The organism is Klenkia terrae, from assembly GCF_037083865.1.
GTDB lineage: Bacteria > Actinomycetota > Actinomycetes > Mycobacteriales > Geodermatophilaceae > Klenkia > Klenkia terrae.
In genome coordinates this window covers 147,354-167,324 of record NZ_JBAPLV010000007.1, presented here as the reverse complement: position 1 = coordinate 167,324, position 19,971 = coordinate 147,354, and the positions used below count along the sequence as shown (strand labels likewise).

Genomic DNA, 19,971 nt, shown 5'->3' with positions numbered 1-19,971 from the left:
TCTACTGCAACCGGCCTACTGACCAACGGTGTTGCGACGACCCCTGGAATCCGCCGGGTGGGTGCGGGGCCCTCGTGCGTGGGGCTCAGGAGTCCTGCTCGGCCTCCAGGGCGGCCAGCCGGGTGGCCGGCCGCTCCTTGCGCGGCGCGGACGGCGCGGAGAAACCGGACCGCTTGTGGCTGCCGTCGCAGAACGGCTTGAGCCCGGACTTCCCGCACCGGCACAGCGCGACGACGTCGCGGCCCGGGTCGAACTCGACGCCGTCGGCGTCGACCAGTCGGAAGTCACCGCGCACGACCAGGGGGCCGTCGCGGTAGGGGGTGATGGTGGCGGGCTCGCGGTCGTCGGGCACGGTGCTCCCTTCCCCGCGGACCCGGGGTCCCAATCCCCCTCAGGCGGCGCGCGCGTCGCGCCGGGCGACCTCGTCGCGGACCAGCGGGATGACGTACCGGCCGACGTCGATGGCATCGCCGAGCAGGTCATAGCCGCGCATCGAGAGGATGTCCACGCCCAGGTCGACATAGTCCAGCAGGGCGGCGGCGACGGTCTCCGGCGTCCCGACCAGGGCGTTGGAGTTGCCCGCTCCCCCGCTGGCCTTGGCCGTCGGCGTCCACAGCGCCCGGTCGAACCGCTCGCCGCGCTCGGCGATCTCCAGGAGCCGCTGGGACCCGGCGTTCTCCGGGCCGGCCGCCGAGGGCCGGGCGATGGACAGCGGAGAGCGGCCGTTGCCGTTGCGCATGGCCTCGATCCGGGCGACGGTGCGGTGCGCCTTCTCCCAGGCCAGCTCCTCGGTGGGGGCGATGATCGGCCGGAAGGCGACCTGGATGCGCGGCATCTGCGTGCGCCCGGCGGCCCGTGCCGCGGCGTGCACCCGCTCGATCTGCGCGGCGGTCTCGGCCAGCGGCTCGCCCCACAGCGCGAAGACGTCGGCCTCGGCACCGCCGACGGCGTAGGCGGCGTCCGACGAGCCGCCGAAGGACAGGTCCGGGCGGGGCTGCTGCACCGGGAAGGTGTCGGAGACGAAGTCGGCGAACCGGTAGTGCTCGCCGTCCCAGTCGAAGGGCTCGTGCGACGTCCACGCCTTCTTGACGATCTGCATGTACTCCCGGGTGCGGGCGTACCGGGCGTCCTTGGTGAGGTAGTCGCCCTCGCGCTGCTGCTCGTGGTCGGTGCCGCCGGTGATGACGTGGACGGTCAGCCGGCCGTCGCCGATCTGGTCCAGGGTGGCGAACGTCTTGGCGGCGAAGGTGGGGTAGCTGACGTTGGGCCGGTGGGCCAGCAGCACCTGCAGGGTGTCGGTGTGCGCCAGCAGCCAGGCCGCGGCGGCCGAGGGCTCGGGGGCGCCGGACCCGTAGGCGAACAGCACCCGGTCCCAGCCGAAGTCCTCGTGCGCCCGGCCGAGCCGGACGGTGTAGTCCTTGTCGAAGCTGCCCCCCGAGCGCGGGGTCGTCTCCGACCCGTCGTTGGTGGCGGCGATGCCCAGGAACTCGATCGGCACGGCAGGCTCTCCTCGGGTCGGTGTCCTGCCGGGGCCAACCACCCCGGTCGGGCCGGCTGTTCCCCTACTCGGCGGGTTCCTGGCCGTAGAAGACCCGCTCGACGACCGAGCGGGCCTGCCGGGTCGCCCGGCGGTAGTCGTCGACGAACTCGCCGGGGTCGACGTCGGCGGGGTAGCCGCTGGCCCGGGCGACGCCGGACAGCTCCAGCCCCGGCCGGGGCAGCTGGTCACCCGGGCGGCCGCGGACCAGGAACACCGCGTTGCGGGCACGGCTGGCCCGCTCCCAGGCCACCCGCAGCGCCACCGCGTCCTCGGCGTCCAGCAGGCCGGCGTCGGCCAGGCCGGTGAGGGCGTCGGTGGTGGCGGTGACCCGCAGTGCGGGGTGGTCGTGCGCGTGCTGCAGCTGGAGCAGCTGCACGGTCCACTCGACGTCGGCCAGCCCGCCGCGGCCCAGCTTGGTGTGCGTGGCCGGGTCGGCGCCGCGGGGCAGCCGCTCGCTCTCCACCCGGGCCTTGATCCGGCGGATCTCGGCGACCTGGGCGTCGGTGAGCCCGGCGGCCGGCCAGCGCAGCGGGTCGACCAGGTCGCAGAACTGCCGGCCCAGCTCGACGTCGCCGGCCACCGGCTCGGCGCGGAGCAGAGCCTGCACCTCCCAGACCGACACCCAGCGCTCGTAGTACTCCCGGAACGCCGACAGGCTGCGCGACATCGACCCCTGCCGGCCCTCCGGGCGCAGGTTGGCGTCCACCTCGAACGCCGGGTCCGGGGCCGGCTCGGCGAGCAGCCGGCGCAGCGCGTGCGCGATCTGGTTGGCCGCGCCGACGGCCTTGGACTCGTCGGCGCCGGGCCGCACCCGGTGCACGAAGAGCACGTCGGCGTCGGACCCGTAGCTCATCTCGCGCCCGCCGAGCCGGCCCATGCCGATGACGGCGAGGTCGACCGGGACCTGGTCCACGGGCACCTTGGCGTCGGCGGCCCAGCTGCGGACCGCCGCGGCCAGCCCGGCCTCCAGGGTGGCCACCGCGACGTCGCGCAGGGCGACCCCGACGGCGACGACGTCGAGCAGGCCGAGCAGGTCGGCGCAGGCGATCCGGAGCAGCTCGGTGCGCCGCAGCCCGCGCAGCACCCGCACCCCGGCGGCCGCGTCGCCGGCCCGGGCCACCGACTGCAGCCAGGCCGAGCTCAGCGATGCCGCCGGGCGGGGCACCAGCTCCTCGTCCTTCGCCAGCAGCCGCAGCGCCTCGGGGGTGCGGGTGAGCAGCCCGGCGACGTACTGCGAGGAGCCCAGCAGGCGGGCCAGCCGCTCGGCGACCTGGCCCTCGTCGCGGAGCAGCCGCAGATACCACTGGTTGCCGCCCATGGCCTCGGACACCTGCCGGTAGGCCAGCAGGCCGGCGTCGGGGTCCGCGCACGAGGCCAGGGTCTGCAGCAGCACCGGCAGCAGGTACCGCTGCATCGACGCCGACCGCGACACCCCGCCGGTGAGCGCGGCCAGGTGCCGCAGGGCGCCCTCGGGGTCGGCGAAGCCCAGCGCGCGCAGCCACACCCCGGCGGCCTGCGGGCCCAGCGCCAGCTGCTCGCCGGGCACCCGGGCCACCGCCGACAGCAGCGGCCGGTAGAACAGCTTCTCGTGGATCCGGCGCACCTCGCGGGTGTGCAGCGCCAGCTCGGCCCGCAGCACGGCGACGGCGTCCCCGCGGTGGTCGGGCTTGTAGCCCAGCGAGCGGGCCAGCCAGCGCAGCTGCACCTCGTCGGTGGGCAGCAGGTGGGTGCGCCGCAGCCGGAGCAGCTGCAGGCGGTGCTCCACCGTGCGGAGGAAGCGGTAGGAGGCGGTCAGCGTGGCGGCGTCCTCGCGGCCGACGTAGCCGCCGGCGGACAGCGCCAGCAGGCCGGGCAGCGTGCCGCCGGTGCGCAGCGTGGTGTCCACCCGGCCGTGCACGAGCTGGAGCAGCTGCACGCTGAACTCCACGTCGCGCAGCCCGCCGCGGCCGAGCTTGAGCTCGCGGCCGGCCTGGGCCGGGGGGATCAGCGACTCCACCCGGCGGCGCATGGCCTGCACCTCGCCGACGAAGCCCGGCCGGTCACCGGCTTTCCAGACCAGCGGCCACAGCGCGTCGACGTACTCCCGGCACAGCGACGGGTCGCCCGCCACGCCGCGCATCTTCAGCAGCGCCTGGAACTCCCAGGTGCTGGCCCACTGCTCGTAGTAGGCGACGTGGCCGGCCAGCGTGCGCACCAGCTGCCCGGCCTTGCCCTCCGGGCGCAGCGCGGCGTCGACCTCCCAGGCGGCCTCGTGGCAGACCCGCATGAGCGCCGCGCACACCCGGGCCGCGGTGGCCGTGGCGGCCGCGTCGTCGGCGCCGTCCAGCGGCTCGGCGACGAAGACCACGTCGACGTCGCTCACGTAGTTGAGCTCGCGGCCGCCGCACTTGCCCAGGCCGATGACCGCGATCCGGCAGGGCGTCGCGCCCGGCGGCTGGTCGGCCACGGCGATGGCCAGCCCGGCGACCAGCACGGCGCCGGCCAGGTCGGCCAGCTCGCCGGCGACCTCCTCGGCGGTCAGGTTGTCCCCGAGGTCCCGCCCGGCCACCGCGAGCACCGCCCGCAGGTAGGCCCGGCGCAGGTCGCGGACGCGGGAGACGTCGGAGTCCGGCGCCGGCGTGCCCAGCCCCACGCCCCACGGCGGGTCGTCGGGGTCGGCGCCGACCGCCCGCAGCATCTCCTGCTCCAGCGCCAGCGGGGTCGGCCGGACCGGGCCGTCCTCGCTGTCGAGCACGGTCCAGTCCTCCGGGTGGGCGACCAGGTGGTCGTCGAGCCCGGCGCTGGCGCCCAGGACGGCGAGCAGCCGGGCGCGCAGCGTCGCCGACCCCCGCAACCGGGCCAGCAGGTGCGCGGCCAGCTCGCCGCCCGGGTCCTCCCGGTCGAGCGCCTCCACCAGGCGGGACAGCGTGAACAGCGCCAGGTCGGGGTCGCCGGCCCGTGCGAGCGCCGAGACCACCGGGGCGGCCTCGGGGTCGGCCGGCTCGTTGCGCCCGAGGTCCCACAGGCCCAGCTGCGGCGAGGACAGCAGCCGGGCGGCCTGCTCGCCGTCCTCGAAGCCGAACCGGACCAGCCGGACGACGGCCGGGCGCGGGACCGGGCCCCGGTCGAGCGGGGTCACGTCAGCGGACGGCGGCGCGCGAGCGGACCAGCTCGGCGAACCGGCCGGCGAACGGCGCCCACACCTCGGCGAGGTCCGGGTGCGCGGCCGCGGCCAGGGCGCTGACCACCTCGACGTCCAGCCCGGTCGAGGCGACCCCGACCGGGTCGTGCTCGGCCCAGGACGCGGCGATCTCCGGGGTGGTCTCGATGTGGAACTGCAGGCCGTAGACCGCGCTGCCCACCCGGTAGGCCTGGATGTCGCAGACCGGGTTGGCGGCGAGCACCACGGCACCCGAGGGCAGCCGCTCGACCTCGTCGTGGTGCCAGGCGATGACGTCCGGGGACAGCGGCAGACCGGTGAACACCGGGTCGGTCTCGGCGGCGTCCCGGCGGGCGACCAGGGTGGCCCCGACCTCGGGGCCGTCCGGGCGCACCCGGGTCGCGCCACCGGTGGCCTGGGCCAGCAGCTGCGCGCCCAGGCAGATCGCCAAGGTCGGCACGTCGTCGGCGGCGGCGCGGGCGAGCAGGTCGCGGACCGGGGCGAGCTCGGTGGCGGTGTCGTCCAGCGAGGACTGCGGGCCGCCCAGGACCAGCAGCCCGTCGTGCCCGGACAGGTCGGCCGGCACCGGGTCACCGGCGTCCAGGTGCCGCTCGTCGAGCTCGAGGCCGGCCGCCGTCAGCCACTCCCCCAGCCGGGCCGGCGGGTCGGTGTCGGACGGGACGACGACGAGCAGACGGGTCACACCGCCCACCTTATGGAACGGCCCCCTCGCAGGGACCCGCGGCGTGCGGAGCACGTCGTGGGGGGCGAGGGGGTCCTTCTCACAGCCCCGGGAGGTAGCGGCGGAGCTCGAAGGGGGTGACGTTCTGCCGGTAGGAGTTGAACTCCTCCCACTTGTTGCGCAGGAAGAACTCGAAGACGTGCTCGCCCAGGGTCTCGGCGACCAGCTCGCTGCCCTCCATCGCGCTCAGCGCCTCGCCCAGGCTGACCGGCAGGTCGACGTAGCCCGCGGCCCGCCGCTCGGTGTCGGTGAGCGACCAGACGTCGTCCTCGGCCTCCGGCGGGAGCTCGTAGCCCTCCTCGATGCCCTTGAGCCCGGCGGCCAGCAGCACCGCGAAGGTCAGGTAGGGGTTGCAGGCGCTGTCCGGGGACCGGACCTCGACCCGCGCCGAGTTCGCCTTGGACGGCTTGTAGGAGGGCAGCCGGACCAGCGCCGAGCGGTTGGCCTTGCCCCAGGTGGCCGCGGTCGGCGCCTCGGTGCCGGCCAGCAGGCGGCGGTAGGAGTTCACCGTCTGGTTGGTGACCGCGGTGACCTCGCGGGCGTGGGTGAGCAGCCCGGCGATGAACTGCTTGCCGGTGGTGGACAGCCGCATCGGGTCGTTCGCGTCGTGGAAGGCGTTGCGGTCACCCTCGAACAGCGACAGGTGCGTGTGCATCGCCGAGCCGGCCAGGTCGGTGAACGGCTTGGGCATGAAGGTGGCGTGCACGCCCTGGGCCAGCGCGACCTCCCGGACGACGTGCCGCAGCGTCATGATGTTGTCGGCCATGCTCAGCGCGTCGGCGTAGCGCAGGTCGATCTCCTGCTGGCCGGGGGCGACCTCGTGGTGGCTGAACTCCACCGAGATGCCCATGGCCTCCAGCGCGAAGACCGCCTCGCGGCGGAAGTCGTGCGCCACGTTGTGCGTGGACAGGTCGAAGTACCCGCCGGTGTCGGCCGGGGTGGGCGGCGTCCCGTCGTCGGGCAGGTCCTTGAGCAGGAAGAACTCGATCTCGGGGTGGGTGTAGAAGGTGAACCCCATGTCCGCGGCCTTGCCCAGCGCCCGGCGCAGCACGTGCCGCGGGTCGGCCCAGGCGGGGCTGCCGTCGGGCAACGTGATGTCGCAGAACATCCGGGCGGTCTCGCTGGCCCCGCCCTTGGCCGAGGGCATCACCTGGAAGGTGCCCGGGTCGGGCTTGGCGAGCATGTCGGACTCGTAGACCCGGGCGAAGCCCTCGATCGCCGACCCGTCGAAGCCGATGCCCTCGGCGAACGCCGCCTCGATCTCGGCCGGTGCCACCGCGACGGCCTTGAGGTAGCCCGAGACGTCGGTGAACCAGAGCCGGACGAAGCGGATGTCGCGCTCTTCCAGGGTGCGCAGGACGAACTCCTGCTGGCGGTCCATGGTCGGCATCCTGTCCTCCGCGCGTGTCCGGCTGGTTACGACACCCGGGAGCCTGCCCGGTCGGGGTGCCGGACTACACGCCGGGGTGGAGCGCGGAACCGGCCAGCCACTCGTCCCAGCTGACGTTCCAGTCGCCGAAGCCGTCGGTCTCGGCCAGCCGGGGGCCGGCACCGGCGACCTGGACGACGTCGCCGCGGCCGAAGTTGTCGTAGAACCAGCCGGCGTTGGCCGTGGAGACGTTCAGGCAGCCGTGCGAGACGTTGCGGCTGCCCTGCTGGCCCACCGACCAGGGTGCGGCGTGCACGAAGATGCCGGAGTTGCTGAGCCGGGAGGCGTACTCGACCTCGGTGCGGTAGCCGGCCGGGGCGTCGATCGGGACGCCGTAGGTGGAGGAGTCCATCGTGTAGCGCCGGGACTGCTGCATGACGACGTAGGTGCCCGACGGCGTGGGGCTCGACGACTTGCCCAGCGAGGTCGGCATCGACTGCACGAGCTGGTCGTCGACGTAGAGCCGGAGCACCAGCTCGGAGGCGTCCACGACGCCGACCCGCTTGGGCCCGATGTCGAACTCGACGTGCTTGCTGGCCTGGCCGTGGACGCCGCCGCCCACGTCCACCCCGTAGAGGTCGGCGTCGACGGCCACGTGGGTGCGGGCCGGCCAGAAGTCGGCCGGCCGGTAGTGCACGGTGCGGTCGGACAGCCAGGACCAGGAGCCGTCGACGTGCGGGGTGGTCACCACCGACAGGCGGCGCTCGACGGCGGCCCGGTCGGTGACGTCCTCGTCGAAGGTGATCGAGATCGGCTGGCCCACGCCGACGACCGGGTTGTCCGCGTTCGGGAAGACGGTGGGCATGGTCAGGGTGCGCGGGGAGACCGTGCCGACGGTGCCCGTGCTGGTGGTGGTCCGGCCCGCGGCGTCGGTGGCGGTCGCGGTCACCGTGTAGGTGGTGCCGTAGCCCAGGTCCGTCGACGCGGTCCAGGTCGCCGAGGCCGGGTCGAGCGCGCCGGCCAGCGGCGTGCCGGCGTCGTCGGTCACCGCGACGGCGGACAGCGTCCCGTGCCCAGCGAAGACCCGCAGCGGGGTCACCGGGTCCACGTCGACCGAGCCCAGCGGCGGGTCGATGCTGATGACGGCGGCGTCCACCTCCTGGGCGGCGGCCGGGGTCGGGGCGCTCGACGTCGTCGGCGCGGCTGCCTGCCCACCGTCGACCCCGGACTGGCAGCCGGCCAGCACGACGAGCAGCAGGGCGAGCGGGGCGCAGCGGCTGCGGACCACGGACATGGGGACCTCGGGATCGGGACGGGACGTCGGTGGGCTGATCCAAGCAGCGACCACCGACACGCGGGGCCCGCAGTGCGGTGTGGATCGACGACGTCGGGGCCCGGCACTGGCAGGTGTCCACCGACGGGCCCGGGTGCAGGATGTCGGCGTGACCAGCCCGTCGTCCTCGCCGTCGTCCGAACCGGTCCTGTACGGCGGGGGCTCCCCCACCGCCCGGGTCCGCATCCACCACCTGCAGCAGGCGAAGGCCGACGGGGACAAGTGGGCGATGCTCACCGCCTACGACACCTACGCGGCGCGGGTGTTCGAGGAGGCCGGCATCCCGGTGCTGCTGGTCGGCGACTCCGCCGGCAACGTGGTGCTGGGCCACTCCTCGACCGTGCCGGTGACGGTGGAGGACCTGCTGGTGTTCACCAAGGCGGTCACCCGGTCGACGTCGCGGGCGCTGATCGTGGCCGACCTGCCGTTCGGCTCCTACGAGGCCTCGCCCGAGCAGGCCTTCGGCACCGCGGTCCGGATGATGAAGGAGGGCGGGGCCCAGGCGGTGAAGCTCGAGGGCGGGGCACGGGTCGCGCCGCAGGTGAAGCTGCTGGCCGACAACGGCATCCCGGTGATGGGGCACGTCGGGTTCACCCCGCAGTCCGAGCACGCCCTGGGCGGGTTCCGGGTGCAGGGCCGCGGGGACGCCGGTGACCAGGTGCTGGCCGACGCCCGTGCGGTGGCCGACGCGGGCGCGTTCGCCGTCGTCCTGGAGATGGTGCCGGCCGACGTGGCCGCCCGGGTGACCGCGGAGCTCGCCGTGCCCACCGTCGGGATCGGCGCCGGCGTCGACTGCGACGCGCAGGTGCTGGTGTGGCCGGACATGGCCGGGATGAACGGCGGCCGGGTGCCGAAGTTCGTGAAGAAGTACGCCGACCTGCGCGGCGAGCTGCTGCGGGCGGCCCAGGAGTACTCCGCCGAGGTCCGCGGCGGGCAGTTCCCGGGGCCCGAGCACAGCTTCTGACCCGACCGGGTGAAAAGTTCGCGATTGAGCTGAACTGGATCGTCCGTATTGCCGATCCCCTGGGCAACCACCCGGAGAGGATCGACCATGAAGTTCGACCGTACTGCCGTCGTCGGCGTCGCCTCGGGCGTCGTCTTCCTGGCCGCCGTGATCGGTGGGGTCGCGGCCAACGCCGCCCCCGGCGACCCCGGTACCGCCCCCGCTGCCGAGGTCGCCGCCACGGCCCCGACCGCCGCTGTCGGCGTCCCGGCCGCGACCGCGGCCGCCGCGCCCACCGCCGAGGTCGGCACCACGGCACCGGTCGCCGGCACCGCCGCGGTGGCCGGCACCGCGCCCACCGCGTCCCCCGCCGCCACCGCGAGCCAGGGCACGGTCGGCGTCACCGCCGGCGTCGGCGCCACCGCCGGGCTCGCGGCGACGGCCGGGGTCGGCGTGGCCGCCCCCACCGCCACCGCCGGGGTCGCAGGGGTCGCCGGCGTGGCCGGGGTCGCCGGCGTCGCTGCTCCCACCGCCTCGGTCGGCGTCACCGGCACCGCCGGGGTCGCGGCACCCACCGCCGCGACCGCGGACATCGCCATGCCGCCGAGCGGCACGTGCCCGGCCGGCACCACGGTCGGCGTCGGCCTCCTCGGCATCCCGATCTGCATCCGCCTCTGAGCCTGCGCTGACCGGCCGCCCCACGGGGCGGCCGGTCAGCGGTCGAGCGGTGCCCCGTTCAGCTCGATGCCGCCCGTGCCCCCTGCCCCCGGGAACGACGCGGCCACCTGGTCCAGGAACTCGTCCACCCCGGCCTCGGCGTAGCCCCGCTTGCCGATCGGCGGCTTGCGGAAGACCACCCGGCGCACGTCCTCGGTGTCCATCCCCGGCGGGCGCCCGGCGGCCAGCGCGTCCAGCGCAGCCGCCGCCCGGTCGAGGAATGCGTCGACCTCGTCCGGGGCGTAGCCCCGCTTCCCCCAGCCCGGCTGGGCGAACGTCACCGCCCGCACGTCGTCCCCGCTGAGCCGAGCCATCAGACTCCGGTCACCCGGACGCCGGCATGGGTCTTGTACCGCCGGTTCACCGACACCAGGTTGATCGTCAGCGCCTCGACCTGGCGGGCGTTGCGCAGCCGCCCGGCGTAGACCCCGCGCAGGCCGGGCAGCAGGCCCGCCAGCGCCTGCACCAGGTCCATGGCCGCCCGGTCGTCGCCGACCACCATCACGTCGCCGTCCAGCGTGGGCTGGGACAGGTCCTCCAGCGACACCGCGGACAGGTGGTGGAAGGCACCGACCACCCAGCTGTCGGGCAGCAGCGCCGCGGCCTGCTGGGTCACGCTGCCCTCGGCGACGTCCAGCACGTAGGCGCCCAGCTCGTCCCAGCCCATCGGGACGACGCAGTCGACGACCACCTTGCCGGCCAGCGCCGGGGCCAGCTCGGCCAGCAGCTCGGCGTGCCCGGCGAACGGGACGGCGACCACGACCAGGTCCGCGGCCCCGGCGACGTCGGCGTTCGACCCGCCCTGCACCGAGACCTCTCCCCCGCCGGCCGCCGCGCTCGCCCGGGCCGCCACCGACGCGGCGACCTCGACGGCCCGGTCGGCGTCCCGGGAACCCAGCAGCACCCGCTGACCGGCCGCCGCCCAGCGGACGGCCAGCCCGCGACCCTGCGGTCCGGTGCCCCCCAGGATCCCGACGAGGAGGTCGCCGACGGGGCGCCCCCCGCCGGCCACTGCACTGCTCTCGCTCACGTCGTCTCCCCTGGTCCGCGGGCGCCGGGTCGACCCACGGCGCGGTCCTGCCCGTTCAGCGACGCTCGCCCTGCTCCCAGGCACGGTCGGCGGCGTCGGCCTGCTCGTTGCGCTCGGCCACCTTCTCCAGGGCGGCGGCTGCCTCCTCCTGGGTCGCGAAGGGCCCGAGGCGGTGCCGCTCGGCGCAGCCCTCCGGACCCTCGACGGTGTGGTGCTTGATGCAGAAGAACCACGGTCCCTGGCTCATCCCGCCCCCTCCTCGTCGGGCCGCGCCCCGGTGGTGCACGGCGCCGACAGCCTGGCACCCCCGCCCCGACCCCGCCCGGCGGCCGGTCGCGGCACACGGAGCAGCCGGGGCGCCCGCCGGTGCGGCACACTGCCCGGGTGCCCGCCGCCGAGCGTCGACCCCACCGGGATGCCGGCCGGGTCGCGGACGGGCGCGGCGCCGACGGGCAGGTCGCCGCCCGGGTCCTGGCCGTGCTGATCCTGGTCGGCGCCGGTCTCGGGTCGGCCAACCTGCCCGTGGACGGGGTGCTCCGACCGGGTGCCGGCCGGGCGGCCTACGCCGCCACCATGGCTGCCCTGGTGGTGATCGGCGTGGTGCTGCTCGTCCGGCGGCGGGTGGACCGGCCGGTCATCGGAGTGCTGGTCGGCGTGGGCGACCTGGTCTACGTGGTGGTCGCGCTGTCGATCACCGACCCGATGCTCTACGCACCCCCGCTGATGATGCTGTTCGCCGCGTTCGCCGCGGCCTGGTTCCTCGACGGCTGGATGCTGGGCCTGCACCTGCTGGTGGTCCCGGTCGCCTGCTGGGTGGCGCTGGCCGGCAGCTTCGCCGACCCGGCCGCGCTCGCCGTCCAGGTCGTGGTGCAGTCCGTGGTCCTGGACGTCGCCTCCGGCGGGGTCTACGTGCTGCGCCGGCGCGTGCAGCGGCTGCTGACGGCCACCGAGCGGCTGTCGTCCACCGACCCGCTGACCGGGCTGGCCAACCGGCGCTCGATGGCCGTCGGCGCCGAGCGGCTCTGGCGCCAGGCGCAGCGCGAGGGCGGGTCCGTGGCCGCCTTCCTGCTCGACCTGGACCGGTTCAAGCAGCTCAACGACGAGCACGGGCACGCCGCCGGGGACGCCGTCCTGCTCGCCGTCGCCGACTCGCTGGCCGGGGCCGTGCGGCCGGCGGACGTGCTGGCCCGCACGGGCGGCGAGGAGATGGTGGTGCTGGGCCTGGTCCACGACCACCACGACGCCCGCCAGCTGGGCGAGCGGCTGCGCGCCGCGGTGCGCCAGGCCGGCCACGCGCAGCTCCCGGTGACCGCCTCGGTCGGCGTGGCGCTGACCTCCCCGGTGCCCGGCGAGGACCCGCAGGACGCCGTGTGGCGGCTGATCGACCGGGCCGACCTGGCGATGTACACCGCCAAGCAGGCCGGCCGGGACCGCCTGGAGGTCGCCGTCCCGGTGGTGCCCCGGCCCCGCGTCGGCGGCACCCCCGCGGGCGCCGCCTGACCCCTCCTGGTCGGATGGGGGCATGACGTCCACCGTGCCCCTCCCGCTGCGCGAGCAGGCCGCCGTCCGCGACGGGTGGTTGGACCAGCGGATCGACGAGCTGCTGCCCGGGTTCATGGACGACGCCGGCATCGACCTGTGGGTGGTGGTCGGCCGGGAGTACAACGAGGACCCGGTGCTGCCGACGCTGCTGCCGGCCACCTGGCTGTCGGCCCGCCGCCGCACCGTCCTGCTGCTGCACCGGACCACCGGGGGCGTGACGCCGATGGCGGTCGCCCGCTACCCGGTCGGCCGGTTCGTGCAGGCCTGGGACCCCGCGGACGACGACCCGGCGCTCGGGCAGGAGCAGGCGCAGTGGGCCGCGGTGCGGCGGGCGGTGGACCGGGCGCAGCCGCGCCGGATCGGCGTCGACGTGTCGGCGACCTTCGCGCACGCCGACGGCCTCTCCCACACCGACGCGACCGCGCTGCTGGCCGCGCTGGGGCCGTGGGCCGACCGGGTCGTGCACGCCGAGCAGCTCGTCGTCCGCTGGCTGGAGACCCGGCTGCCGGCGGAGATCGACGCCCTGCACGCCATGAACGCCCTGTCGCACGCCACGATCGCGACCGCCTTCTCACCCGCCGTGGTCACCGTCGGGCAGACCACCGCGCTGGACGTGGCCTGGTGGGTCCGGCAGCGGTTCCACGACCTCGGCGTCGAGCCGTGGTTCCAGCCGACCGTCGGCCTGCAGCGGGCCGGGGTGCCGCTGGGCGGGGTGCCCGAGGACGCCGTCGTCGAGCCCGGCGACCTCCTGCACTGCGACGTCGGGCTCAAGACGCTGGGCCTGACCACCGACACCCAGCGCAACGCCTACGTGCTGCGGCCCGGCGAGACCGCTCCCCCGGCCGGCCTGGTGCACGCCCTCGCCGTCGGCAACCGGATGCAGGACCTGGTCACCGCGGCGATGCTGCCCGGTCGCACCGGGGACGAGGTGCTGGCCGCCGCTCGCGCCGCCGCGGCCGCCGAGGGCGTGGACGGCGACGTCTACAGCCACCCGGTCGGCTTCTACGGCCACGGCGCGGGCCCGGCGATCGGCATGTGGGACGCGCAGGGCGGCGTGCCGGGCACCGGTCAGGCACCGGTCCGCACCGACACCACCTGGGCGCTGGAGCTGTGCGTGCGGGTGCCGGTGCCGGAGTGGGGCGGGCAGGTGGTCCGGATGGCCCTGGAGCAGGGCATCGCGCTGACCGCCGACGGTGTCTCCTACCTGGACGCCCGGCAGACCGGGCTGATCACCCTCTAGCGTCCCGGGTGGCCTTGTCGTTGGCCTTCTGCAGGGCGTCGGCGAGCTCGTCCTTGGTCATCGACGACCGGCCCTCGACCCCGGCGTCCTGGGCGAGTTCGTACAGGTGGGCCTTCGAGGCGTTCGCGTCGACGCCGCCCTTGGAGTCCAGGTCGGTGTCCCGGTTCCCCTTCGCCGACTGCTCGTCGGAGGGGCCCTTGCCGCCGTCCTCCTTGGGCTGCCAGTGGTCGCCCACCTTCTCGTGGGTGTGCTTGACCGCCCCCCACGCCACCCGGTTGGCGGCCTGCTCGTCGCCGTCGTAGGTCTCGACGGCGCTGTCGTGGGTCTTCGCGTACGTCTCCTGCGCCTTGGCGTCCGAGCGCTGCAGCGTGCTGGGCAGCTCGTCCTCGATCGGCTTCCCGCTCTTCGTGGTCTTCGGCATGCGGGGGTGGTTACCCGGCCGGCTCCTCGAGGAACACCGACCACGCGGCCCGCTCGGGCCCGGTCAGCGGCCGCGGGGTCCCGCCGTCGACCACGACCAGGACGGCGACCACGGAGATCGCCACCTCGCCGTCCTGGTGCAGGTCCTGGCGGGTGGTGACCGAGCTGGTGCCCAGGCGGGTCACCCAGCTCTCCACCCGCACCTGCTCACCGGGCCGGTAGAGCAGCTGGCGCCGGTAGTCGACCTCCAGCCTGGCCAGGATGACCGGCGGGGCCGGGTCGCCGTCCGCGACGCCGGCCGCCATCGTCAGCCGGGCGTCCTCGAGCAGGCTCAGTGCCCGGGCGTGGTTGACGTGGCCGTAGACGTCGGGGTCGGACCACCGGAGCTGGACGGCGTGCTGGTGCCGCACGCGCTCAGACGGTCTCGTCGGAGCCGCGGTGGCCGCCCTCGTCGGCGTCCGGGTGCAGGGTGCGCTCCTCGGACTCGGCGAGGATCGCCTCGGCCTGGGCCTCGGGGTCCGCGCTGCCGCCGGTCGAGGTCTCCTCCGGGAGCAGCTCGGCGCGGGTCTCCACGTTGTGCTCGGTGACGTTGTCGCGGGCCTCGGGGCTGGGCGGCTGGCTGGTGGTCATGGGTCCAACCTAGGGCCGGGCAGCTCAGCCCATCAGGTCGCCCAGGTTCATGAACGCCGGCCCGAGGACGACGATGAGCAGCGCCGGGAGGATGCAGACCATCAGCGGGAAGGACACCTTGACCGGCACCTTCATCGCCTTCTCCTCGGCCCGCTGGCGACGCTTGATCCGCATCTCGGCGGCCTGCACGCGCAGCACGTCGGACATCGCGATGCCGTAGGAGTCGGCCTGGTTGACCGCGGCCACGAACCGGCGGAGGTCGTCGATCTTGGTGCGCGCCACCAGGGCCTCGTAGGCCGCCCGGCGCGGGCGGCCGACGTTGACGTCGGCCAGCGTGCGGCGGAACTCCTCGGCGAGGACGCCGGTGCCGTTGGTGGCGACCCAGGTCATGGCCGCCTCGAAGCCCAGCCCGGCCTCCACGGCGATCGTCATCTCGTCCAGGACGTCGGGCAGCTCGCGGGTCAGCTGGGTCTGCCGCTCCGTGGCCCGCCCGTCCAGGACCGCGTCGGGCAGCCAGTAGGAGCCGACGGTGGCCGCGACGCCGATCAGCGCGGTCAGCAGCCCCGGGTGGGTCTCCACCACGACGAACGCGACCAGGCCCACCACCGCGACCAGCAGCGGCTTGGCGGCCAGCACCCGGGTCATCGTCAGGCCGGCCGGGTAGCCGGCGGCCTGCAGCAGCCGCCGGGCGCGCCGGGCCTCCCGCTCGGGGGTGACCGTGCGCAGGAACGACGTCCAGCCGTTGCCCCGGGACTCCAGCGAGCCACCGGTCGGGGTGCTCGTGCTCAGGCCGCGGGTCAGGTTGCGGTGCGCGATGGCCAGCGGGCGCCGCGAGGTGCCGGCGACGAGGTAGACCACGACGGCCAGCGGCAGCGCGACGGCGAACGAGGCGCCCATCAGCAGTCCGGACATCAGAACCTCACCTTCACGATCGACTTGAGCCAGAGGGCGCCGACGACCATGAGGCCCAGCGCGACGAGCAGCAGCACCAGGCCGGTGCCGGTGGTGTAGAGCGGCGCGAGGTAGCCGGGCGCGGTGAGCGACATGATCAGCGCGACCGCGAAGGGCATGGCCAGCAGCACGATGCCGGAGGTGCGGCCCTCGGCCGAGAGCGACCGGGCCTGGCGGAACAGCTGGGCGCGGTCGCGGAGGGTCTCGCCGACCCGGTCCAGCACCTCGGCCAGGTTGCCGCCGACCTCGCGGTGCACGCCGATGGCCTGGACCAGCCAGCGGAAGTCGTCGCTGCCGGTGCGGTCGGCGACCTCGGTGAGCGCCTCGGTCACGTCGCGGCCGACCCGCACCTCGTTGACCACCCGGGAGAACTCCTCCGACATCGGCGCCGGGGTGTCCCGGGAGACCGCGTCGATCGCCCGCAGCAGGCTGTGGCCGGCCCGCAGGCTGCTGGCCATGAGCTGCAGGGCGTCGTCCAGCTGCTCGGCGAAGGCCTTGCGGCGGCGGCCGACCCGCACGGTGAGGAAGGCCCAGGTCCCGGCGGGGGCCGCGACGAGGAGCAGCAGCCCGAGCAGCAGCCCGCCGATCAGGCCGCCCAGCAGCAGCCCGGTGAGGGACCCGACCGCCACCACGACCAGCAGGTCGGCGGCCGACGTGCCCATCCCCGCCAGCTCGACGGTGGCGGCGAGCCGGCCGCGGGGGTCGACCCGCAGCAGCAGCCGCTCGGCGACCGCGACGGTCTCGTCGGCCGTCGTCGCCCGCCGGGTGGGGGCGGCGTTGCCGCTGACCTGCAGCCGGCCGATGTCGACCCGCTGCGGGCGGGCCAGGACGGCCACCGCGGCGAGCGCGAGGGCGATGGCCAGCGCGGCCACCGCACCCCAGACGAGGGCGGGCATCAGACCCGTCCGGTGACGAGCGGACGGCGGCCCGCGGCCGACGGCGGGGGGGCGAAGACCCGGGAGGAGACCGTGACGCCGAGGTCGGCGAAGCGGTCGACGAAGCGCGGCCGGACGCCGGTGGGCACGGCCTTGCCGAGCAGGCGGCCGTTGAGGTCGGCGCCGGCGGAGTGGTCGAAGAGGAAGGCGTCCTGCAGGGTGACGGTGTCGCCCTCCATGCCCTGCACCTCGGTGACGTGGGTGATGCGGCGGGTGCCGTCCCGCAGGCGGGAGATCTGCACGACCAGGTCGACCGCGGAGGTGACCTGCTCCCGGATCGCGCGCAGCGGCAGGTCCATGCCGGCCATCAGCACGAGGGTCTCCAGCCGGGCGATCGCGTCGCGCGGGGTGTTGGCGTGCACGGTGGACAGCGAGCCGTCGTGGCCGGTGTTCATCGCCTGCAGCATGTCCAGGCTCTCCCCGCCGCGGACCTCGCCGACGACGATCCGGTCCGGGCGCATGCGCAGCGAGTTGCGGACCAGCTCGCGGATGGAGACCTCGCCGCGGCCCTCGATGTTGCGGGGGCGGGACTCCAGCCGGACGACGTGCTCCTGCTGCAGCTGCAGCTCGACGGCGTCCTCGATGGTGATGATCCGCTCGGACTCCGGGATGAAGGAGGACAGCACGTTGAGCAACGTGGTCTTCCCGGTGCCCGTGCCGCCGGAGACGATGATGTTCAGCCGGGCCTCGACGCAGGCGCGCAGCAGCTCGGCCATCTCCGGGCTCAGCGTGCCGTAGGAGATCAGGTCGCCGATCCCCAGCGGGGTGCGGGCGAACTTGCGGATGGTCAGCGAGGACCCGCCGAAGGCCAGCGGCGGGATGATCGCGTTGACCCGGGAGCCGTCGGCCAGCCGGGCGTCGACCATCGGCGAGGACTCGTCGATGCGCCGGCCCACGCGGGACACGATGCGCTCGATGACCCGGCGCAGGTGCTCCTCGGAGGTGAACGTGGACGCGGTGCGGACCAGGCGGCCGCCGCGCTCGACGTAGACCGACTCGGGGCCGTTGACCATGATCTCGGTGACGTCGGGGTTGTCCAGGTGCGGCTGCAGCGGGCCGTAGCCGAGCACCTCGTCGGTGACCTCGGTGATCAGCCGGCGGCGGTCGGCGTCCGACAGCGGCGTGGGGTCGTTGGCGACCACCCGCTGCAGCTCGGAGTTGACCAGGCGGTGCAGCTGGTCCTCGGGGATCTCGCTGCTGGACAGCTTGCTGCCCAGCCGGTCGAACAGAGCCTGGGTGGCGCGGGCCCGCAGCTGGGACAGGCCGTCGCCGACGATGACCGCGGCCTCGGGCTGGACCAGCCGGGTCAGCGAGTCGACCTCCGCGTGCACGGACGAGGCGCGCGCGGCGAGCGAGATCTGCTCCACCGCCTGCTCCACGTCGTCGGCCGCGGCGTGCCGGGCCACCCGGACCGGGTCCGGGCCGAAGGCGTCCTCGCCGCGGGCGGTGGCCAACCGGTCGCCCAGCTTCATCGGGCACCGGCCCGCAGGCGGCCGAGCCCACGACGCGGAGCGGCGGCGGGCTCGGGCAGGAAGCGCTCGACGAGGGTCTGCAGGCCGCGGGCGACCTGGTCGCGACCGGCCGCGGCCATGAGCAGCGGCACGCCGGTGTTCGTCGACAGGGTCACCCCCGAGCTGCGCGGCAGGACGACGTCCAGCGCCGAGCCCAGGGTGGCCTCGATGTCGGCCAGGCTCAGGCCGCCGGAGGTGTCCGAGCCGTTGAGCAGGAGGTGGCGGCCCCTGGGGACCAGGTTGAGCTCGGTCAGGACGTCGAGCTCCTTGCGCATGCCCCGGATGCCGGGGACGTCCATGCTGCTCATGAGCACCAGGTCGGTGGCCCGCTCGAGGGTGGTCAGCGTGTGGTCGGACAGGCCGGGGGCGGTGTCCACCACGACGTAGCGGAACTCCTGGCGGAGGGTGTCGACCAGCCGGGCGACCTGCTGCGCGGTGACCGCGTCGCCCGCGGCCGGCGACTCGCTGCCGGCCACGACGTAGAGCCCGCTCTCGTGCCGGCTGAGGAAGCTCTTGAGCACCAGGGGGTCGGTGGAGGCGGCGCCGTGCACGGTGTCGGGCAGCGTGTACTCGGGCACCAGGGCCAGCGCGCTGGCCACGTCGCCGAACTGCACGTCCAGGTCGACCAGCACGGTGGAGCCGGTGCCCGAGCGGGCGAGGCCGACGGCCAGGTTGGTCGAGACGGTGGTCTTGCCGACCCCGCCCTTGGCCGAGCCGACCACGATGACCCGCTGACCGCGGTCGCCGGTGGTCTCCCGCAGCGCGTCGCGGCGGGCCTCGGCCCACTCGGCGCCGCGGGCGACGACGCCGTCCACGTGGTCCTGGTGCGCGTCGGCGGTCAGCAGGTCGCGGACCCCGGCGTGCATGGCGCGCATCCACAGGTCGGGGTCGGTCGAGCTGGTGGCCATGACGATGCAGGTCGGGGCGGCCACCACGTCGGCCCGGGTGGCCAGCGCCAGCGCCCGCTCCTCGGGCACGTCGGGCCCCAGGACGGTGACGCCGGGCGAGCCGGCCTCGGCCACCCGGGCGAACAGCCCGCCGTCGGCGTCGAGGGCCTCGACGCCCAGGGCCACGACGTCGCCGCCGCAGGCCAGGGCGAAACGGGCGACGAGGTCGGCGCCGACGCCGACGGTCAGGACGGTGCTCATGAGGTGCCCCCGTTGGAGGAGTTGGTGGTGGTGGAGGACGAGGTGTCGTCGGTGCTGCCGTCCGAGCCGGCGCCGGCCAGGCCGGAGACGGAGCCGGAGTAGAGCTCGCCGGCCGAGGTGCCGGGGGCCTGCAGGGTCAGGTAGGTGGTGCCCTTGGTCTGGGCCGAGGAGACGGCGACCGCGGCGTCCGGGCTCAGGGCCAGGGTCACCGTGTAGACGCCGTCGGGGTCCGAGGGGTTGGCGACCCGGGTGACCAGCACCCCGTCGAGCTGGAAGGCGACGTCCGGGCCGTCGTTGATCGTGCTGGCGGTGCCGAACACGCCCACCAGGTCACCGGGGACCAGGACACCGCCGACCGCGCGTTGCCGCTCGAGGGTGACGCTGACCTCCTCGGTGCCGTCGGGCGCCGGGAGCGAGCCGTCGGCGCGGGCCGCGGTCGGGTCGCCGAAGCGGCCGCCCTGGACCATGTCGCCGGGCAGCAGCGTCGTGGTGGTCACCAGGCCGCCGACGCCGGACAGGTCGCTCAGCGTCCCGGGGGTCACCAGCCGGGACGGCACCTGCTCCAGGGAGACGGCGGTGCCGAGGTCGGCCACCGGGGTGCCGGCAGGGACCTCGGACCCGACCACGAGGACGGGGACGAGCTCCTCGGCGGCCTGGGCCCGCGCGTCGGCGGTCCGGACGTAGCCGAGGACCACCCACGCACCGGCGGCGGCGACCAGGACGGCCACGACTGCGGCCACGAGACGGCGGTTCATCGGGTCCTTCTCTCTCGGTGGGGGGG

Annotated in this window: 21 protein-coding genes; 4 read left to right on the top strand and 17 right to left on the bottom strand. The window is 75.1% G+C overall.

Annotation, left to right across the window (positions count from 1 at the left end):
- Positions 1-85 precede the first annotated feature (85 nt).
- The 6 genes from UXQ13_RS08930 to UXQ13_RS08905 form a co-directional block, all read right to left on the bottom strand.
- Complete coding sequence (locus UXQ13_RS08930; protein WP_225232099.1) at positions 86-352, bottom strand: CDGSH iron-sulfur domain-containing protein; 267 nt, start codon at positions 350-352, stop codon at positions 86-88.
- Between the two features lie 39 nt (positions 353-391).
- A complete protein-coding gene (locus UXQ13_RS08925) occupies positions 392-1,498 on the bottom strand; it encodes an LLM class flavin-dependent oxidoreductase (RefSeq protein WP_225232100.1) in 1,107 nt (368 codons plus the stop codon).
- A gap of 64 nt (positions 1,499-1,562) precedes the next feature.
- Positions 1,563-4,658, bottom strand: coding sequence for a bifunctional [glutamine synthetase] adenylyltransferase/[glutamine synthetase]-adenylyl-L-tyrosine phosphorylase (locus tag UXQ13_RS08920; RefSeq protein WP_225232101.1), 3,096 nt, complete (start codon positions 4,656-4,658; stop codon positions 1,563-1,565).
- A gap of 1 nt (position 4,659) precedes the next feature.
- Positions 4,660-5,382 carry a type 1 glutamine amidotransferase gene (locus tag UXQ13_RS08915; RefSeq protein ID WP_225232102.1) on the bottom strand — a complete coding sequence of 241 codons (723 nt, stop codon included), beginning with the start codon at positions 5,380-5,382 and terminating at the stop codon, positions 4,660-4,662.
- Positions 5,383-5,461: 79 nt separating this feature from the next.
- Positions 5,462-6,802: a glutamine synthetase family protein gene (locus UXQ13_RS08910; protein WP_225232103.1), complete on the bottom strand. Its 1,341-nt coding sequence runs from the start codon at positions 6,800-6,802 to the stop codon at positions 5,462-5,464.
- A 73-nt stretch (positions 6,803-6,875) separates the two neighbouring features.
- Entirely contained in the window at positions 6,876-8,084 is a 1,209-nt protein-coding gene (locus tag UXQ13_RS08905; RefSeq protein ID WP_225232104.1) for a L,D-transpeptidase, read from the bottom strand.
- A 148-nt stretch (positions 8,085-8,232) separates the two neighbouring features.
- Between UXQ13_RS08905 and panB the strand changes: the two genes are divergently transcribed.
- The gene (gene panB / locus UXQ13_RS08900) at positions 8,233-9,087 is read left to right on the top strand and encodes a 3-methyl-2-oxobutanoate hydroxymethyltransferase (RefSeq protein ID WP_225232105.1); all 855 of its coding nucleotides are present in this window, start codon (positions 8,233-8,235) and stop codon (positions 9,085-9,087) included.
- Positions 9,088-9,174: 87 nt separating this feature from the next.
- The gene (locus UXQ13_RS08895; RefSeq protein ID WP_336392209.1) at positions 9,175-9,744 is read left to right on the top strand and encodes a hypothetical protein; all 570 of its coding nucleotides are present in this window, start codon (positions 9,175-9,177) and stop codon (positions 9,742-9,744) included.
- A 35-nt stretch (positions 9,745-9,779) separates the two neighbouring features.
- Here UXQ13_RS08895 and UXQ13_RS08890 read toward each other — a convergent pair whose 3' ends face one another.
- The 3 genes from UXQ13_RS08890 to UXQ13_RS08880 are packed head-to-tail and all read right to left on the bottom strand — an operon-like array spanning position 9,780 to position 11,060.
- On the bottom strand, positions 9,780-10,097 hold the full coding sequence (locus UXQ13_RS08890; protein ID WP_225232107.1) for a DivIVA domain-containing protein: 318 nt from the start codon (positions 10,095-10,097) through the stop codon (positions 9,780-9,782).
- Positions 10,097-10,813, bottom strand: coding sequence for an NADPH-dependent F420 reductase (gene npdG, locus UXQ13_RS08885; protein WP_225232108.1), 717 nt, complete (start codon positions 10,811-10,813; stop codon positions 10,097-10,099). Before npdG ends, UXQ13_RS08890 begins: the two co-directional genes overlap by 1 nt.
- A 55-nt stretch (positions 10,814-10,868) precedes the next feature.
- Entirely contained in the window at positions 10,869-11,060 is a 192-nt protein-coding gene (locus UXQ13_RS08880; protein WP_225232109.1) for a hypothetical protein, read from the bottom strand.
- Positions 11,061-11,197: 137 nt separating this feature from the next.
- Here UXQ13_RS08880 and UXQ13_RS08875 point away from each other — a divergent pair, with 137 nt between their 5' ends.
- Positions 11,198-12,313, top strand: coding sequence for a GGDEF domain-containing protein (locus UXQ13_RS08875; RefSeq protein WP_336392208.1), 1,116 nt, complete (start codon positions 11,198-11,200; stop codon positions 12,311-12,313).
- A 22-nt stretch (positions 12,314-12,335) separates the two neighbouring features.
- Positions 12,336-13,595: a M24 family metallopeptidase gene (locus UXQ13_RS08870; protein WP_336392207.1), complete on the top strand. Its 1,260-nt coding sequence runs from the start codon at positions 12,336-12,338 to the stop codon at positions 13,593-13,595.
- On the opposite strand, the gene UXQ13_RS08865 is transcribed toward UXQ13_RS08870, so the two are convergent.
- From UXQ13_RS08865 to UXQ13_RS08830, 8 genes are read right to left on the bottom strand one after another with little or no spacing between them, the layout of a single operon-like run.
- The gene (locus tag UXQ13_RS08865) at positions 13,585-14,016 is read right to left on the bottom strand and encodes a ChaB family protein (RefSeq protein WP_225232112.1); all 432 of its coding nucleotides are present in this window, start codon (positions 14,014-14,016) and stop codon (positions 13,585-13,587) included. The genes UXQ13_RS08870 and UXQ13_RS08865 overlap by 11 nt on opposite strands.
- Before the next feature lie 10 nt (positions 14,017-14,026).
- The gene (locus UXQ13_RS08860) at positions 14,027-14,425 is read right to left on the bottom strand and encodes an acyl-CoA thioesterase (protein WP_225232113.1); all 399 of its coding nucleotides are present in this window, start codon (positions 14,423-14,425) and stop codon (positions 14,027-14,029) included.
- Positions 14,426-14,429: 4 nt separating this feature from the next.
- Positions 14,430-14,645 (bottom strand): hypothetical protein, encoded by a 216-nt coding sequence (locus UXQ13_RS08855; RefSeq protein WP_225232114.1) that lies wholly within the window; start codon positions 14,643-14,645, stop codon positions 14,430-14,432.
- A 24-nt stretch (positions 14,646-14,669) separates the two neighbouring features.
- On the bottom strand, positions 14,670-15,557 hold the full coding sequence (locus tag UXQ13_RS08850; RefSeq protein ID WP_336392206.1) for a type II secretion system F family protein: 888 nt from the start codon (positions 15,555-15,557) through the stop codon (positions 14,670-14,672).
- Positions 15,557-16,492, bottom strand: a complete 936-nt coding sequence (locus tag UXQ13_RS08845) for a type II secretion system F family protein (protein ID WP_225232116.1) — start codon at positions 16,490-16,492, stop codon at positions 15,557-15,559. Before UXQ13_RS08845 ends, UXQ13_RS08850 begins: the two co-directional genes overlap by 1 nt.
- Positions 16,492-18,003: a TadA family conjugal transfer-associated ATPase gene (locus UXQ13_RS08840; RefSeq protein WP_336392205.1), complete on the bottom strand. Its 1,512-nt coding sequence runs from the start codon at positions 18,001-18,003 to the stop codon at positions 16,492-16,494. The genes UXQ13_RS08845 and UXQ13_RS08840 overlap by 1 nt, the downstream gene beginning before the upstream one ends.
- Entirely contained in the window at positions 18,000-19,190 is a 1,191-nt protein-coding gene (locus UXQ13_RS08835) for a CpaE/TadZ family protein (RefSeq protein WP_225232118.1), read from the bottom strand. The genes UXQ13_RS08840 and UXQ13_RS08835 overlap by 4 nt, the downstream gene beginning before the upstream one ends.
- Complete coding sequence (locus UXQ13_RS08830; protein ID WP_336392204.1) at positions 19,187-19,945, bottom strand: CpaB family protein; 759 nt, start codon at positions 19,943-19,945, stop codon at positions 19,187-19,189. Before UXQ13_RS08830 ends, UXQ13_RS08835 begins: the two co-directional genes overlap by 4 nt.
- Positions 19,946-19,971: the final 26 nt, after the last annotated feature.